Source organism: Limimaricola sp., assembly GCF_016125575.1.
Taxonomy (GTDB): domain Bacteria; phylum Pseudomonadota; class Alphaproteobacteria; order Rhodobacterales; family Rhodobacteraceae; genus WGLM01.
Window position 1 is genome coordinate 453,814 of record NZ_WGLM01000004.1, and the last position, 14,822, is coordinate 468,635.

Genomic DNA, 14,822 nt, shown 5'->3' on the forward strand with positions numbered 1-14,822 from the left:
CAGAGCAGAATCACGAAAGTCCGCCCATGGCTGACGACATCTCCAGCCCCGCCGCGCCCGCCCTGACGGGCTATGCCTGCATCCAGGCCTACCTGCGGACGCTCGACACCTCGCCGGGCGTCTACCGGATGCTCGATGCGGAAAGCCGCGTGCTTTACGTCGGCAAGGCGCGCAACCTCAAGGCGCGGGTCAGCAACTATGCCCGTCCCGGCGGTCATTCGCCCCGGATCGAGCGGATGATCCACGAAACTGCGGCGATGATGTTCCTGACCACGCGCACCGAGACTGAGGCGCTGCTGCTGGAACAGAACCTCATCAAGCAGCTCAAGCCGCGCTACAACGTGCTGCTGCGCGACGACAAGTCGTTCCCCAATATCCTGATCCCGCGCGACCATCCCTTTCCGCAGGTCCGCAAGCATCGCGGCGCGAAGTCGGAAAAAGGCGACTATTACGGTCCGTTCGCCAGCGCCGGCGCAGTCAACCGCACGCTCAATCAGCTGCAGAAGGTCTTTCTGCTGCGCAACTGCACCGATTCGATGTTCGCCAGCCGCACCCGGCCGTGCCTGCTCTACCAGATCAAGCGCTGTTCGGCGCCCTGTGTCGGCCTGATTTCCGAGACCGATTACGCCGCTTCGGTCCGCGATGCGGCGCAGTTCCTGTCGGGCAAGACCACGGCAATCCAGGAAACGCTGGCCACCCAGATGGCTACCGCCGCCGAGGCGATGGAATACGAACGCGCCGCGGCCCTGCGCGACCGCATCCGCGCGCTGACGCAGGTGCAGACGGCGCAGGGGATCAACCCCCGTGGCGTGGCCGAGGCTGATGTCATCGCGCTCCATATCGACGGCGGGCAGGCCTGCGTTCAGGTCTTTTTCATCCGCGCCAACCAGAACTGGGGCAACCACGATTTCTACCCCCGCATCAGCGGCGAGGAGGACCCTTCGGAGGTGATGGAAGCTTTCGTCGGCCAATTCTATTCCGACCGCGAACCGCCGCGGATGCTGCTGCTGTCCCACGGCCTCGACAACGAGGATCTGATGGCCGAGGCGCTGGCCGACAAGGCCGGGCGCAAGGTCGAAATCGCCGTGCCCCAGCGCGGCGAAAAGGCCGAGCTTGTCTCAGGCGCACAGCGCAACGCGCGCGAAAGCCTTGCACGCCGCATGTCGGAAACCGCGACGCAAGCCAAGCTGATGCGTGGACTGGCCGAGGCGTTCGATCTCGATGCGCCGCCGAAACGGATCGAGGTTTACGACAACAGCCACATTCAGGGCACCAACGCGGTTGGTGCGATGATCGTCGCCGGGCCCGAGGGGTTCGAGAAGGGCCAGTATCGCAAGTTCAACATCAAGTCCGAGGCGGGTGCCAATTCCGACGACTTCGGCATGATGAAAGAGGTTCTGACGCGGCGCTTCGAACGTCTGTTGAAGGAAGACGCCGATCGTAGCTCTGGCCAGTGGCCCGATCTCTTGCTGATCGACGGTGGCGCCGGGCAGGTCAGCGCCGTGGCCGAGATCATGGCCGAACTGGGGGTCGAGGACGTGCCGATGATCGGTGTCGCCAAGGGCATCGACCGCGACGCCGGCAAGGAAGAGTTTTACCGCCCCGGCGACAGCCGCCCCTTTGCCCTGCAGCGCAATGACCCGGTTCTCTACTTCATACAGCGGATGCGGGACGAGGCGCACCGGTTCGTCATCGGCACCCATCGCGCGAAGCGGTCCAAGGCCATCGGCGCCACCCCGCTGGACGAGGTGCCCGGCGTGGGCGCCACGCGCAAACGCGCCTTGCTAGCGCACTTCGGCAGCGCCAAGGCCGTGTCGCGCGCCAACCTCGCCGACCTCAAGGCGGTCGATGGCATCTCGGAAACGCTGGCGCAGACGATCTACGACTTCTTCCACGCTCGCGGTTGACGCAAGCGGGCGCCGCGGGTCTAGTCGATCCGCCGCGCAGGCGGACGGGACGCGCCTTTTTCATTGGCCGCCCCGGCTGACGCCCGACATGGCGATTGATGACGGCCCTTTCATGCCCTGACCTGCGGATTTTGCACCGATGACCCAAGACCCCGGCCCGACGCGCAGCCCGGAATTCATCCTGCCGGGCAAGGTGGCGAACGGTATTGTCGGCGTGGCCATCATCATCGCGGCCATCGTGGGCGTGCTGCTGGCCCTCGTCGCCGGCTCATGGTCCGATCCGGCCACCATCGCCTGGCTTCTGCTGGGGCTGGTCGGGGCGGTCGCGCTGGGCCTTGGCATGATCAACGCATGGCGCACGCCCGCGCTGACAATCCGGCCGGGCCAGATCTGCGTGCCCAGCTTCTTCGGAGAGCGACGGATCACCGTCCGGCCGGGCGAGCTTGTCGCCGAACTGTTGGCCACGCCCGTAAATGGTGGCAACAGGGTGGGACCGATCGAGGCGAACAGGTTCGTCCACCTTTTCGTCCGGGATGCCGATGGCAGGCCGGTGCAAATCCTTGCGATGCACCCTGCCGCGCCCGAGGTCGACAAGGTTCGCCGCGCGCTCGGCGACATCGCCGGTCTCAGGGTCGTTCCGGCAGGGCGCGCGCCGGGGGCGAAACGCCCCGTCCCCGACCCGTCAAGCTGGGACGTGCCATAGCCCGCGGTTGAGGGAACCGGAGCTATCACGCCTCAGTTCATGGGCACTTCTTCGCCCTTGAACTGGGTCGACTCGATGGGGTTCTGCGGCAGCCCTTCAAAGGCCCTCTCGAACGCGCGCAGGCGTTTGTAGATCGACTGCAACTCGACGATCGTGGTCCACGAACTGACGAGGTACTGGAAAGAGCCCGAAACCTGCCCGAAGGCCGTCAGGATCTGTTGCAGCACGCCGTATGTAATCTTCCCGGCGGCGATGGTGGGGATCAGGATGAAATAGGCGAAGACGTTGTCCGCCTGAATGTACATGCCCCGGAAGATGTTGAAGTAGGCGTAGTGAAAATAGAGGCGGAAGTAGTTCTTGCGCACCGCTGCAAACATCTCGGCCACCGTCGCAGGTTGCGCGCGGTTCTCGTCATCTTCGCCAAAGACCAGCTCCTTGCGGTAGGCCGCCTCGACCCGCTGGTTGCGGAAGTTCAGCCCCGGCAGCTTGATCCCCGCGACCGCCAGCAGCAATGTGCCGAAGACCGACCAGCCGATCGAGGCCCAGAGAAGCGCATGCGCCAGCGGGCCGATGATGGGTAACTCGGCGACGCTGTCCGACAGAACGTAGAGGATCGGCAGGAAGGCAAAGAGCGTCATGATCGAATCGATCAGGGCGACACCCAGATCCTCGACAATGCTGGCAAAGCGCATCGTGTCTTCCTGGATCCGCTGCGATGCCCCCTCGATCTGGCGCACCTTCGGCCAGCGCGACATGTAGTAGTCGTTCATCGCGGTGCGCCAACGAAAGACGTAGTGGCTGACGAAGAACTTCGTCGCGACGTAGACCAGCATCCAGACGAAGGCGATCGAAGCGAAGATCGCGATCAGTCGGTAGAACTCGGATGCCTGCACACTTCCGGGTGTTTGCAGGGCGCCTTGAACCGCGTCGAAGAAGGGCCGCCGCCAGTTGTTCAGCGCCACCGAGACCTGCACGCTGTAGTAATCCGAAAAGATGATCAGCGACGAACCGATGATCGCCCACCATTGCCAGCGATGCGGGCTGAGGATGAACCATGCCGTCGCGAAAATGCCGACGCACAGGATGCAATAGATGTAGAACCATAGGAATTGCGGAGTGATGAAGTAGCCAAGCCCGATCACGGGCGCGGCGTTCGGGTCTGTCACGGGGAACCCGACGAGGGTGCCCATGTTCTCGCCGCCCCAGTACCAGAAACCAACGGTGATGGCCGCCCAGACAAGGACCGAAAGGAAGAAGGCCTTCGGCCGCGGGAAGAAGGATACGAACATGCGCGATGGCTCCTCGCCCAAAGGGAAACGCAGCCGCGGCAACCCGCGACCGTCTCAGGCGGGCAAGCTAGGGCGTTTGCTGGACAAAGCGCAATCTTCCGCCGCTGCAACCGCGAAATCGTGATGCGGTCGGCTGTCTCTTTCGCAACAGCGCGGCATTGTGTAAGCCTCGCGTCATGAGGTGGACGCTGCCCAATACCCTGACCGTCCTGCGCCTGGCCGCCGCGCCCGGCGTCGCGGTGATGTTCCTCTATTTCCACCGCCCCGGCGCAGACTGGGCGGCGCTGATCCTCTTTGTCCTTGCCGCGATCACCGATTACTTCGATGGCTACCTCGCCCGCGCGTGGAAGCAGGAATCGAAATTCGGCACCATGCTTGACCCGATCGCCGACAAGGCGATGGTCATCATCGCGCTTCTTGTCATCACCGGCTTTTCCGGCATGAACCCGTGGATCCTGTTGCCTGCGACGCTGATCTTCTTCCGTGAGGTCTTTGTTTCGGGCCTGCGCGAGTACCTCGGCGCCACCGCCAAGCTGTTGGCGGTCACGAAACTGGCCAAGTGGAAAACCACGGCGCAGATGGTTGCCATCGCTATCCTGTTTCTCGGGACTGGGCTCGATTATCTCGAGCGGGGGCGCGGGCCCACGGTTGGTGGACTGGCGCGGCTGTCGGATGGTCCTGCCGGCTGGGCGACACTTGTTGGCATTATCCTTCTCTGGGTCGCGGCCGTGCTGACTCTGATCACCGGCTGGGACTACTTCCGCAAATCGCTGCCGCACTTGCGGGATCAGACATGATCGAGGTGCGCTATTTCGCATGGGTGCGCGAACGCATCGGCCTGTCGCACGAACGGGTCGAAACGCAGGCGCGCACCGTGGCCGACCTTGTCGACGAGTTGAAGGCACGCGACGACGATCACGCCCGCGCCTTTGCCGACCTGCGCGCCCTGCGCGTGGCGATCGACCAGGATCTGTCGGAATTCGATGCGTCGCTCGACGGTGTGCGCGAGGTGGCGTTCTTTCCGCCGATGACCGGAGGCTGAGATGCTGGACATCCGCATCGAACCCATGCCGTTCCACGCCGGACCGGAGCTTGATCGTTTCACGGCGGCCACCGCCGGCGCCGGGGCCGTTGTCAGCTTTACCGGCATCGTGCGCGATGTTGCGGCCGGCCTGACCGCGATGGAGATCGAACATTATCCCGGCATGACCGAACGTGCCGTTACCGCGATGGCCGAGACCGCGCGCGACCGGTGGGGTCTGTCAGGTGTGCTTGTCATCCATCGATATGGCATTCTCGATGCCGGGACGCCGATCATGATGGTCGCAACAGCCGCGCAGCACCGCGCTGCGGCGTTCGAGTCGGCCGAATTCCTGATGGATTACCTGAAATCCCGCGCCCCCTTCTGGAAGAAGGAACTGACGCGGGAAGGGGCCAAGTGGGTCGCCGCCACCGACGAGGACGAGGCCGCGCTAGGCCGTTGGTGACAGCGGTCCGTCGTGGCAGGGGCAGCCCACGAGGTGATCGTTGACCATGCCAACCGCCTGCATGAAGGCATATACGATCGTCGGCCCGCAGAACCGGAACCCCTCGGCCTTCAGATCGCGCGAAATCTGCCGCGACAGGGCGGTTTCCGTCGGCACCTCGGCCGGGCTGACCCAGCGGTTCTGCACCGGCTCGCCCCCGATGCGATCCCAGAGGAAGCGGTCGAACCCCTGCCGCGCCTCGATCCGCTGCCAGGCCCGCGCATTGCCGATCGTCGCCTCGATCTTGCCGCGGTGGCGCACGATGCCGGGATCGCCCAGCAGGCGAACGACATCGGCCTCGCCCCAAGCGGCGATGACGTGCGGATCGAATCCGGCAAAGGCGCGGCGGAAATTGTCGCGCTTGCGCAGGATGGTGATCCAGCTCAGCCCGGCCTGAAACCCGTCGAGGATCAGCTTTTCCCACAGCGCGCGACTGTCGCGCTCGGGCACGCCCCATTCGGTGTCGTGGTAGGCCACGTAAAGCGGATCGGTCCCCGCCCAGGGGCAGCGCCCCGCATTGCCTTCAATTGCAGACATTTCGCCCCGGTTCCGCCGCCTGTCTTAACCTGTTCTTAGCCCTGCGCCGCCCAGCCTGCACCAGCACCTGGGGATGCAAGAAATGATCCTGCCCGACCTGCAGCCGCGCGCCTTTGACGCGACCACGCCCCGCGACCCGTTCGAGGCCGCGATGGCCAGCCGCGACGGCGATGTGATGGGCATGGTGCGGCAGGCGCTGGCCGAAGGCAACGCGCAACTGGCCTTCCAGCCGGTCGTCGCCGCGCACAGCCACCAGCCGGTATTCCACGAGGGGCTGGTGCGGCTGCGCGACGCTGGCGGCCGGATCATCCCCGCGCATCAGTTCATGCCATGGGTCGAGGAAACCGACCTTGGGCGCGAGATCGATTGCGCCGCGTTGCGTCTGGGCCTCGACATGCTGCAGGACAACCCGCGCCTGCGGCTGTCGCTGAACATGTCCGCCCGCTCGATGGGCTATGGCAAATGGCGTCAGATCCTGAATGAGCGCCTGCACGGCGACCGCCGGATCGGCGAACGCCTGATCCTTGAAATCAGCGAGGGGTCGGCGATGCAACTGCACGAGGTGGTGATCCGATTCATGGCCGAACTGCAGCCCATTGGCGTGTCGTTCGCGCTGGACGATTTCGGCGGCGGGCTGATCTCGTTTCGGCTGCTGAAGGATTTCTACTTCGATATGGTCAAGATCGACGCCGGCTATACCAGCGGGATCGAGGCCTCTCCCGACAACCAGGTTCTTGCCGAAGCGCTGATCACTGTCGCCCACCAGTTCGAGATGTTCGCGGTGGCCGCGGGCGTTGAAACAATCGCCGAAGTCGAGATGCTGCAATCGCTCGGCGTCGATTGCCTGCAGGGCTATCACTTTGGCGTGCCGAAGTTCACGCTCTGATCGCGGCTGCCCCTTGCCACCACGCTGCCCGCCGGGTCCTTCGGCATTGCCCTGCTCGCCCGGAGCCCCTAAACAGGCCACAACCGCCGCGACCAGAGCGGCCCTCCGCTCGCGGAAGACGCGCCTGGCCCGGCACGATCGCCAGAGAAGGACTTCCCCATGACCAATGTCGTAATCGCATCCGCCGCCCGTACCGCCGTGGGCAGCTTCGGCGGTTCCTTCGCCACCACGCCCGCGCATGATCTTGGCGCCGCCGTCCTGCAAGAGGTTGTCGCCCGCGCCGGGATCGACAAGGCCGAGGTCAGCGAAACGATCCTCGGTCAGGTGCTGACTGCCGCACAAGGCCAGAACCCGGCCCGCCAAGCCCACGTCAACGCCGGCCTGCCGATCGAGGCTGCTGCCTGGGGCATCAACCAGGTCTGCGGTTCGGGCCTGCGCGCGGTCGCGCTGGGCGCCCAGCACATCCAGCTGGGCGATGCAGCCATCGTGCTGGCCGGTGGACAGGAAAGCATGACCCTTAGCCCCCATGCCGCGCCGCTGCGCGCCGGACAGAAAATGGGTGACATGGCCTTCATCGACACGATGATCCGCGACGGGCTGTGGGACGCCTTCAACGGCTACCACATGGGCCAGACGGCCGAGAACGTGGCCTCGCAATGGCAGATCAGCCGCCAGATGCAGGATGAATTCGCCGTGGCCAGCCAGAACAAGGCCGAAGCGGCGCGCGCCGCTGGCAAGTTCCAGGACGAGATCGTGGCCTTCACCATCAAGACCCGCAAGGGCGACATCGTGGTCGACACAGACGAATACATCCGTGCCGGGTCCACGATCGAATCGATGACGAAATTGCGGCCCGCCTTCACCAAGGATGGCACCGTCACTGCCGGGAACGCGTCGGGCCTGAACGACGGCGCGGCGGCGACCCTGCTGATGTCCGACAAGGACGCCGAGAAGCGCGGGATCGAGCCGCTGGCGCGGATCGTGTCCTACGCGACCGCGGGCGTCGATCCGTCGATCATGGGCGTCGGCCCGATCGCGGCCAGCCGCAAGGCGCTGGAAAAGGCCGGCTGGAAGGTCTCGGACCTTGATCTGGTCGAGGCGAACGAGGCCTTCGCGGCACAGGCCTGCGCGGTCAACAAGGACATGGGCTGGGATCCGTCCATCGTGAACGTGAACGGCGGTGCCATTGCCATCGGCCACCCGATCGGCGCCTCGGGCGCGCGCATCCTCAACACCCTGCTGTTCGAAATGAAGCGCCGCGGTGCCAAGAAGGGCCTTGCCACGCTGTGCATTGGCGGCGGCATGGGCGTGGCAATGTGCGTCGAACGCCCCTGACGACCTGATCCCGCGCCCCGGAGGAGGGGCGCGGACCCTATTCACAAAGACATTCGGAGGAGAACCCCATGTCCCGAGTTGCCCTTGTCACCGGTGGATCGCGCGGCATTGGCGCCGCCATTTCCAAGGCGCTGAAGGCCGCAGGCTATAGCGTGGCCGCCACCTATGCCGGCAATGACGAGAAAGCCGCGGCCTTCACCGCCGAGACCGGCATCAAGACCTACAAGTGGGACGTGGCCGATTACGAGGCCTGCAAGGCCGGCATCGCACAGGTCGTGGCCGATCTCGGCCCGATCGAAGTGCTGGTAAACAACGCCGGCATCACGCGTGACGCGCCTTTCCACAAGATGTCGCCCGCACAATGGTCCGAGGTGATCGGCACCAACCTTAACGGTCTGTTCAACATGACCCACAACGTCTGGCCCGGCATGCGCGAGCGCAAGTTCGGCCGCGTCATCTCGATCAGCTCGATCAACGGGCAGAAAGGCCAGTTCGCGCAGGCCAACTACGCCGCCGCCAAGGCGGGCGACATCGGCTTTACCAAGGCGCTGGCGCAGGAAGGCGCGCGCGCCGGCATCACCGTCAACGTCGTGGCGCCCGGATACATCAACACCGAGATGATGAGCACGATCCCCGAAAAGGTGATGAACGAGGTCATCCTGCCGCAGATCCCCGTGGGCCGGCTGGGCGAAGCCGACGAGATCGCGCGTTGCGTGGTGTTCCTCGCCTCCGATGAGGCCGGGTTCATCACCGGATCGACCCTGTCGGCCAATGGCGGGCAATACATGATCTAAGGCCGCGGTCCATACCGCGTTGCGGGCCGGTCCATCGGGGCCGGCCCTTTTCGTGTGACCTGCCCCGATGACCCGTTCTGCCGCCACTGCCACCGGATTTGCCGCCGTCCTTCTCTGGGCGCTGCTGGCCGTGCTGACCGTCGCCAGCGCACCGGTGCCGCCGCTGCAGTTGAACGCCATCTGCTTTGCCATTGGCGGTGGTGTGGGGGTGATCTGGGTGCTGCTTACCGGCGGGCTGGCGCAACTGGCGCGCGTGCCCTTGCCAGTCTATGCCTTCGGCATCGCGGGGCTGTTCGGCTATCACGCGCTCTATTTCGCGGCGCTCAGGATGGCGCCGCCCGCGCAGGCCGGGCTGATCGCCTATCTCTGGCCGCTGCTGATCGTCCTGTTCTCGGGGCTCTTGCCGGGCGAGCGGCTGCGCGCAGGTCATATCCTTGGCGCGCTGACGGGGTTCGCCGGGGCGGCGCTGATTGTGCTGGGTCCGGTCCTTCGCACGGGCTTTGGCGGCGCGGCGCTGCCAGGCTACGGGCTGGCCTTTCTCTGTGCGCTGACATGGTCCAGCTACTCGGTCATCTCGCGCCGTTTGGGCCGCGTGCCAACTGCTGCTGTCGCGGTGTTCTGCCTTGGCACGGCCGCGCTTTCTGCGCTGCTGCATGTTGCCGTCGAGCCAACGGTGTGGCCCACGACATCCGCCGGATGGTTTGCCGTCATCGCACTTGGCCTCGGCCCGGTCGGGCTGGCCTTCTACGTCTGGGACATCGGCGTCAAGAAGGGCGACATTCAGTTGCTTGGCGTCGCGTCTTACGCGGCACCGCTGCTGTCCACCCTTGTGCTTATCGGCGCAGGCATCGCGCCTGCGACGCCGCGCCTACTGGTCGCAGCGGCGCTGATCACCGGCGGTGCGGCGGTGGCGGCGCGCGCCACCGGCCGCACGCGGGCCTAGTTCGTCGACAGGCGGCTGATCTCTTCCTTGAGTTGCAGTTTCTGCTTCTTGAGCTTCGCGATTTCCAGATCATCGGCGCCGAGGCTGCGCTGGGCCGCTTCCACCGCCTCGGAGAGGCTTTGGTGCTTCTTACGCAACTCCTGCAAATGCGAACTCAATGTCATGGTCGTCCTCCTCTGTCAGGGTTTCGTCGGATTCAGTGCACCACACTTTTGCAAATCTGTCACCTGCCAAGGCGGCGCCCGGCCCGCGACCCAACGATGCCGGCCAAGGCTTGCCGAAAGGTTAATCCCGCAGCGGCAGCGCGGCGCCGTCACGCAGAATTGCGCGCGCCAAGGGGCTGTAATCCTCGCCATCGTGCCCATGCACCGGGCCGTCATGCAGCACCAGCGGGGCCGACAGGTGAAAGGCCGCCCGCCCGCCCTTCCTTGCCCCCAGAACGAACAACGTGGCAGCCCGGCCCCCACGCGGCGCCAGCGGGCGCAGCACGACGGAGCCCACTCGCCCCTCCAGTGCCGTCAGGACCTCCGGCAGGCGCGCGATTCGCTGGATCAGTGTCAGTTGCCCGCCCGGGCGCAAACGCCGCGCCGCCACGGCGATCCAGTCGGCCAAGGGCGTGTCGCCGGCCAGTGCCACGTCGCGGCCCGGATCGGTGGCGGCGGTGCTGGCGGCTCTGTCGTAATAGGGCGGATTGGCGATGACATGGTCGAAGCCGCGCTGGCGCAGGTCTGCCGGCAGGGCGGCAAGGTCGGCGGTGATCACCTCCAGCGCCATGCCGTTGGCCGCCGCATTCGCCTCGGCCAGCGCGGCATAGTCCGGCTGCACCTCCACCCCCGTCACCGTCAGGTCCGGCACGCGGGCCATCAGGCATAGCGCCGCAGTGCCCACGCCGCAGCCAAGCTCCAGCACCGTCTGGCCCGGCTGTGCAGAGGTCGCCGCGGCCAGCAACACCGCGTCCACTCCGGCGCGAAATCCGCGCACAGGCTGCCGGATGCGCAGCCGCCCGCCAAGGAATCCGTCTTCGGTTGTCGCGCCGCGCTCAGCTGCCGGTGTCGATGTCATTGTCCCGCATCACCGCCCGCGCCATGAACAGGTCGGCATCCCGCACCATGATCCGGCGCGGCAAAATGCCAAGGCTGCCGTCGAGGATGCTCATGTTTACGTCCAATTCGAACCAGTCTATACCCTCGCCGTTCAGAAGGGCGGTGGCAAAGGCGATGACCGTCGGGTCGTTGGTGCGCAAAAGCTCTTTCATGGCCCATGAGGTAAGGTGCCCCCGCATCTTTGTCCATTTCTGTTACGGGAGTTGTCGCGATGAACCTCGATGTCGCCGCCAGCACGCCGCTTGACCGGCTGTCCGCGGCGCTGACCGCCGATCTCGATGCGGTCAACGCGATGATCCGTGCGCGTATGGCGTCAGAACACGCCCCGCGCATCCCGCAGGTGACTGCCCACCTGATCGAGGCCGGGGGCAAGCGCCTGCGCCCGATGCTGACGCTGGCCGCCGCGCGGCTTTGCGGTAATCGCGGGCCCTATCATGTCCACCTCGCCGCGACGGTCGAATTCATCCACACCGCCACGCTGCTGCATGATGATGTGGTCGACGAAAGCCACCAGCGGCGCGGCCGCCCCACCGCCAACCTGCTTTGGGACAACCAGAGTTCGGTGCTAGTGGGCGATTACCTGTTTGCCCGCTCGTTCCAGCTGATGGTCGAGACCGGGTCGATCCGCGTGCTGGATATCCTCGCAAATGCTGCCGCTACCATCGCCGAGGGCGAGGTGTTGCAACTGACCGCCGCGGGCAACCTTGCGACCACCGAAGAGACCTATCTGAAGATCGTGCGCGGCAAGACCGCGGCGCTGTTTTCGGCTGCGACAGAGGTGGGCGGCGTGATTGCAGGTGCGCCCGAGCCGGTTGTGCGTGCGCTTTACGATTATGGTGACGCGCTGGGCGTGGCCTTCCAGATGGTCGATGACCTGCTGGATTTCGGCGGCACTGCCGCGGTGATCGGCAAGAATACCGGTGACGATTTCCGCGAGCGCAAGCTGACCCTGCCCATCATCAAGGCCATTGCCGCCGCCGATGCCGAGGAACGCGCCTTTTGGGAGCGGACGATCGGCAAGGGCCGGCAGGAAGAGGGTGATCTGGCCCAGGCCATGGCCCTGCTGACCCGCCACGGCGCGCTGGAACAGGTCCGGCAAGAGGCGCTGCGCTGGGCCGCCCATGCGCGGGCGCAACTCGATCTTGTGCCTGCGCACGAGATTCGTCCGATGTTGGCCGATCTTGCCGATTATGTTGTCGCCCGGCTGAACTAGCGTTCAGCCCAACAGCGGCGCGGCCACCACCCACCATGTCGGCTCGCGCAGCTGGATCGCCTGCGCGGTGCGGCGTGCCGCATCGACATCCGACACCAGCCCGACACATGTCGCACCAGAGCCTGACATGCCCGCCCAACGCACCTTGGGCTGCGCTGTCAGAACATCCAGCACCTGACCGATCTCGGGCGCCAGCGTGACGGCGGCTGCCGTCAGGTCGTTGCGCTGACGCCCCAGCCACGCCGTCAGCCTGTCAAGGTTCAGCCTTGCCGGCAGCGCTTCCATCGCCGCGTTTTCGGTGCCGGCCAGTGCCGCGAAGACATCGCGCGTCGGCACGTTCACACGCGGGTTAACCAACACCAGCCCCGCCGCAGGCAGTGCCGGCACGGGTGACAGTGTCTCGCCAATGCCCGTCATACGAACGGGGCGGGGCGAGGACATGCACACCGGCACGTCGGCCCCCAGTGCCAGAACCCGTGGATCAGTCGCGTCCAGCGGTGCAACCCGCCAGAGTTCGGCCAACAGCGCCAGCGCCGCAGCGGCATCTGACGATCCGCCGCCCAGACCCGCAGGGTGGGGAAGGTGCTTTTCAAGACTGATCGCCGCACCGGTGCTGACGCCCCGCGCCTCGCGCAGAAGGGCGGCTGCGCGCAGGACCAGGTTGCTGCCGTCGCTTGGCACGCCCTCGGCGAAGGGGCCATTGACGCTCAGGTTCAGGTCCGGGGCAAGCCGCGCAGCCAGACGGTCGGCAATTCCGGCAAAAACCACCAGCGAATCAAGCTGATGATAGCCGTCGGCCCGGCGCCCGGTCACATGCAGCGTCAGGTTGACCTTGGCCGGGGCCAGTGCTGGATGGCCGGCCCTACTGGGCACCGCTGGCCGCGCCAAGCGGCGGCGCGCCTTCCTCGGCCAGCACGGCGTCCAGCCCCACGGCCAACTTGCGACGGATCCGCGCGGCTTCCTTTTCGTCCGGCCCGAACGACAACGTGCGCTGCCACTGGAACCGCGCCTCGGACTTGCGGCCCACGGCCCACAGCACATCGCCCAGATGATCGTTCACGACCGGGTCGACAGGCTCGAGCGAGGCCGCGCGTTCCATCTGCACGATCGCCTTGTCGTATTGGCCCAACCGGTAGAGCGCCCAGCCAAGGCTGTCGACGATGGCGCCGTCGTTGGGCTGCGCCGCCACGGCCTTCTGGATCATGGCCAGCGCCTCGTCGAGCTTCTCCTTCCGCTCGACCAGCGAATAACCGAGGTAATTCAGCACCTGCGGCTGGTCGGGGTTCAGGTCCAGCGCCTTGCGGAAATCGGCCTCGGCCTTGGGCCAGTCGCCCATCCTCTCGTAGGTGATGCCGCGGGTGTAGTGAGTGACCCAAGCCGTCTTGTCGTCGGGCGCGTAAAGGTCCAGCGCCTTGGTATAGGCGGCATTCGCACCGGCCATGTCGCCAGACTGGCGCAAGAGGTCGCCCAAGGTGCCCTGCACGATCGGCAGATCGCCATGGCTGCGCGCCAGTTGCTTGAGCACCTCGATCGCCGCATCAAGCCGGCCGGACTGGCGCAGCGCCTCCGCCCGCCCCAGTTCGGCAGCGTGGGACGACGGGTCGTCGCTTGGAACCTGCCCATAGGTCGCCTCGGCCAGATCGTAGCGGCCCAGCCGATCCAGCAGATCGGCAACCTGCAGGATTGCGTCGGTATTGCCGGGGTCCAGCACCTGCGCGGCGCGGGCATAAACCAGGACTACCGCATCGTCGGCCTGTCCGTTCAGGGCCTGCGCCACGGTGAAATACATCTCGGCCAGCCCGCTGCGGGCATCACGGACCAGCGTGAAGGGAATGGTCTCGCCCTTGGTCAGCCGGTCCTTCAGGGCGGTCAGTTCCGGATCGGGCTTTGGACCGAATGTATCGGTCAGCATCTTGACCGCATCCGGATCCCGGCCAAGCTGGCTAAGAACCTGCGCCCGCGCGATGGCGGCGCGGCGGGTGCGTGGCAGGCCCTGGTCGGGCGTCATCGACAGGATCTTTTCGGCATTCTCGAAATCGCCCGCCACGGCAAAGGCCAGCGCCTTGTGATAAAGGCCGAAGGCCTTGAGGCCCGGCGAGTTGGCCACGTCGTCGAAGGCGGCCAGCGCCTTGGTCATCTTCCCCTCGCCGACAAAGGCCCATGCCTGCGATAGCCCGTCGACCAGTGGCACCGTGGTATGCCCGGCCTCCAGCGCGCTGAAGATGTCGGCCCAGTTGCCCGATGTCGCGGCATCGACCGAAAGCACGATGTTGGCAGTGGGGTTGGCCTGCCCGGAATCGACGACCTGTCGCGCAACATCGGCGGCCTTTGCGAAATCGCCGAGGCCCACAAGGGCCGACAGGTCGCCGGCCATCAGATCGGTGTTGCCGGGATCGGCCTTCATCGCGTCGGCGTAATATTTTGCCGCCGTTTCAAAATCATGCGTTGCATCGGCCTGGCGCGCCGCAAGATAGGCACCCGGGTTCGGCGCGGCCCCGGCAAGCCCGGGCAGGGCGGCCAGCGCAGCGGCGGCAAGGGTGATGACAAGGCGCGTCGGTCTGGTCACAGGGCTTCCCTCTCGTGGCG

General features: G+C 65.8%; 17 protein-coding genes. 10 read left to right on the top strand and 7 right to left on the bottom strand.

The annotated features are described in order from the left end of the window. The first annotated feature begins 26 nt into the window (after positions 1 to 26). Complete coding sequence (uvrC, locus tag GC146_RS09135; protein WP_291837260.1) at positions 27 to 1,907, top strand: excinuclease ABC subunit UvrC; 1,881 nt, start codon at positions 27 to 29, stop codon at positions 1,905 to 1,907. A 139-nt stretch (positions 1,908 to 2,046) separates the two neighbouring features. Next, a complete protein-coding gene (locus GC146_RS09140; protein WP_291837262.1) occupies positions 2,047 to 2,610 on the top strand; it encodes a hypothetical protein in 564 nt (187 codons plus the stop codon). Between the two features lie 32 nt (positions 2,611 to 2,642). On the opposite strand, the gene sbmA is transcribed toward GC146_RS09140, so the two are convergent. Beyond that, a complete protein-coding gene (gene sbmA / locus GC146_RS09145) occupies positions 2,643 to 3,899 on the bottom strand; it encodes a peptide antibiotic transporter SbmA (RefSeq protein WP_291837264.1) in 1,257 nt (418 codons plus the stop codon). A 176-nt stretch (positions 3,900 to 4,075) separates the two neighbouring features. Between sbmA and pgsA the strand changes: the two genes are divergently transcribed. From pgsA to GC146_RS09160, 3 genes are read left to right on the top strand one after another with little or no spacing between them, the layout of a single operon-like run. Then, on the top strand, positions 4,076 to 4,696 hold the full coding sequence (gene pgsA / locus GC146_RS09150) for a CDP-diacylglycerol--glycerol-3-phosphate 3-phosphatidyltransferase (RefSeq protein ID WP_291837266.1): 621 nt from the start codon (positions 4,076 to 4,078) through the stop codon (positions 4,694 to 4,696). Continuing rightward, positions 4,693 to 4,941: a molybdopterin converting factor subunit 1 gene (moaD, locus tag GC146_RS09155; RefSeq protein WP_291837268.1), complete on the top strand. Its 249-nt coding sequence runs from the start codon at positions 4,693 to 4,695 to the stop codon at positions 4,939 to 4,941. Before pgsA ends, moaD begins: the two co-directional genes overlap by 4 nt. Positions 4,942 to 4,966: 25 nt before the next feature. Next, the gene (locus GC146_RS09160; protein WP_291838492.1) at positions 4,967 to 5,386 is read left to right on the top strand and encodes a molybdenum cofactor biosynthesis protein MoaE; all 420 of its coding nucleotides are present in this window, start codon (positions 4,967 to 4,969) and stop codon (positions 5,384 to 5,386) included. Here GC146_RS09160 and GC146_RS09165 read toward each other — a convergent pair. Beyond that, a complete protein-coding gene (locus tag GC146_RS09165; protein WP_291837270.1) occupies positions 5,372 to 5,962 on the bottom strand; it encodes a DNA-3-methyladenine glycosylase I in 591 nt (196 codons plus the stop codon). The two genes, GC146_RS09160 and GC146_RS09165, sit on opposite strands and share 15 nt — an antisense overlap. Positions 5,963 to 6,044: 82 nt before the next feature. Here GC146_RS09165 and GC146_RS09170 point away from each other — a divergent pair, with 82 nt between their 5' ends. The 4 genes from GC146_RS09170 (at position 6,045) to GC146_RS09185 (ending at position 9,920) form a co-directional block, all read left to right on the top strand. After that, positions 6,045 to 6,848: an EAL domain-containing protein gene (locus tag GC146_RS09170; protein ID WP_291837272.1), complete on the top strand. Its 804-nt coding sequence runs from the start codon at positions 6,045 to 6,047 to the stop codon at positions 6,846 to 6,848. Positions 6,849 to 7,007: 159 nt separating this feature from the next. Beyond that, a complete protein-coding gene (locus GC146_RS09175; protein WP_291837275.1) occupies positions 7,008 to 8,183 on the top strand; it encodes an acetyl-CoA C-acetyltransferase in 1,176 nt (391 codons plus the stop codon). A gap of 68 nt (positions 8,184 to 8,251) precedes the next feature. Continuing rightward, positions 8,252 to 8,977, top strand: a complete 726-nt coding sequence (gene phbB / locus GC146_RS09180; protein WP_291837277.1) for an acetoacetyl-CoA reductase — start codon at positions 8,252 to 8,254, stop codon at positions 8,975 to 8,977. Between the two features lie 67 nt (positions 8,978 to 9,044). Beyond that, positions 9,045 to 9,920 carry an EamA family transporter gene (locus GC146_RS09185; protein ID WP_291837279.1) on the top strand — a complete coding sequence of 292 codons (876 nt, stop codon included), beginning with the start codon at positions 9,045 to 9,047 and terminating at the stop codon, positions 9,918 to 9,920. Here GC146_RS09185 and GC146_RS09190 read toward each other — a convergent pair. From GC146_RS09190 to GC146_RS09200, 3 genes are all read right to left on the bottom strand, one after another. Beyond that, complete coding sequence (locus GC146_RS09190) at positions 9,917 to 10,084, bottom strand: DUF465 domain-containing protein (RefSeq protein ID WP_291837281.1); 168 nt, start codon at positions 10,082 to 10,084, stop codon at positions 9,917 to 9,919. The genes GC146_RS09185 and GC146_RS09190 overlap by 4 nt on opposite strands. 121 nt (positions 10,085 to 10,205) lie before the next feature. Continuing rightward, complete coding sequence (locus GC146_RS09195; protein WP_291837283.1) at positions 10,206 to 10,982, bottom strand: methyltransferase; 777 nt, start codon at positions 10,980 to 10,982, stop codon at positions 10,206 to 10,208. Then, positions 10,960 to 11,175, bottom strand: a complete 216-nt coding sequence (locus tag GC146_RS09200; protein WP_291837285.1) for a DUF2007 domain-containing protein — start codon at positions 11,173 to 11,175, stop codon at positions 10,960 to 10,962. Before GC146_RS09200 ends, GC146_RS09195 begins: the two co-directional genes overlap by 23 nt. A gap of 59 nt (positions 11,176 to 11,234) precedes the next feature. On the opposite strand from GC146_RS09200, the gene GC146_RS09205 reads away from it, so the two are divergent. Next, positions 11,235 to 12,236: a polyprenyl synthetase family protein gene (locus GC146_RS09205; RefSeq protein ID WP_291837287.1), complete on the top strand. Its 1,002-nt coding sequence runs from the start codon at positions 11,235 to 11,237 to the stop codon at positions 12,234 to 12,236. A 3-nt stretch (positions 12,237 to 12,239) separates the two neighbouring features. Here GC146_RS09205 and GC146_RS09210 read toward each other — a convergent pair whose 3' ends face one another. Continuing rightward, positions 12,240 to 13,109 carry a 4-(cytidine 5'-diphospho)-2-C-methyl-D-erythritol kinase gene (locus GC146_RS09210; RefSeq protein ID WP_291837289.1) on the bottom strand — a complete coding sequence of 290 codons (870 nt, stop codon included), beginning with the start codon at positions 13,107 to 13,109 and terminating at the stop codon, positions 12,240 to 12,242. Further along, the gene (locus tag GC146_RS09215) at positions 13,099 to 14,802 is read right to left on the bottom strand and encodes a tetratricopeptide repeat protein (protein ID WP_291837291.1); all 1,704 of its coding nucleotides are present in this window, start codon (positions 14,800 to 14,802) and stop codon (positions 13,099 to 13,101) included. Before GC146_RS09215 ends, GC146_RS09210 begins: the two co-directional genes overlap by 11 nt. Between the last annotated feature and the right edge of the window lie 20 nt (positions 14,803 to 14,822).

Coding starts and splice junctions, on each gene's coding strand:
- uvrC (WP_291837260.1), top strand. CDS start 27: ATGGCTGACGACATCTCCAGCCCCGCCGCGCCCGCCCTGACGGGCTAT.
- GC146_RS09140 (WP_291837262.1), top strand. CDS start 2,047: ATGACCCAAGACCCCGGCCCGACGCGCAGCCCGGAATTCATCCTGCCG.
- sbmA (WP_291837264.1), bottom strand. CDS start 3,899: ATGTTCGTATCCTTCTTCCCGCGGCCGAAGGCCTTCTTCCTTTCGGTC.
- pgsA (WP_291837266.1), top strand. CDS start 4,076: ATGAGGTGGACGCTGCCCAATACCCTGACCGTCCTGCGCCTGGCCGCC.
- moaD (WP_291837268.1), top strand. CDS start 4,693: ATGATCGAGGTGCGCTATTTCGCATGGGTGCGCGAACGCATCGGCCTG.
- GC146_RS09160 (WP_291838492.1), top strand. CDS start 4,967: ATGCCGTTCCACGCCGGACCGGAGCTTGATCGTTTCACGGCGGCCACC.
- GC146_RS09165 (WP_291837270.1), bottom strand. CDS start 5,962: ATGTCTGCAATTGAAGGCAATGCGGGGCGCTGCCCCTGGGCGGGGACC.
- GC146_RS09170 (WP_291837272.1), top strand. CDS start 6,045: ATGATCCTGCCCGACCTGCAGCCGCGCGCCTTTGACGCGACCACGCCC.
- GC146_RS09175 (WP_291837275.1), top strand. CDS start 7,008: ATGACCAATGTCGTAATCGCATCCGCCGCCCGTACCGCCGTGGGCAGC.
- phbB (WP_291837277.1), top strand. CDS start 8,252: ATGTCCCGAGTTGCCCTTGTCACCGGTGGATCGCGCGGCATTGGCGCC.
- GC146_RS09185 (WP_291837279.1), top strand. CDS start 9,045: ATGACCCGTTCTGCCGCCACTGCCACCGGATTTGCCGCCGTCCTTCTC.
- GC146_RS09190 (WP_291837281.1), bottom strand. CDS start 10,084: ATGACATTGAGTTCGCATTTGCAGGAGTTGCGTAAGAAGCACCAAAGC.
- GC146_RS09195 (WP_291837283.1), bottom strand. CDS start 10,982: ATGACATCGACACCGGCAGCTGAGCGCGGCGCGACAACCGAAGACGGA.
- GC146_RS09200 (WP_291837285.1), bottom strand. CDS start 11,175: ATGAAAGAGCTTTTGCGCACCAACGACCCGACGGTCATCGCCTTTGCC.
- GC146_RS09205 (WP_291837287.1), top strand. CDS start 11,235: ATGAACCTCGATGTCGCCGCCAGCACGCCGCTTGACCGGCTGTCCGCG.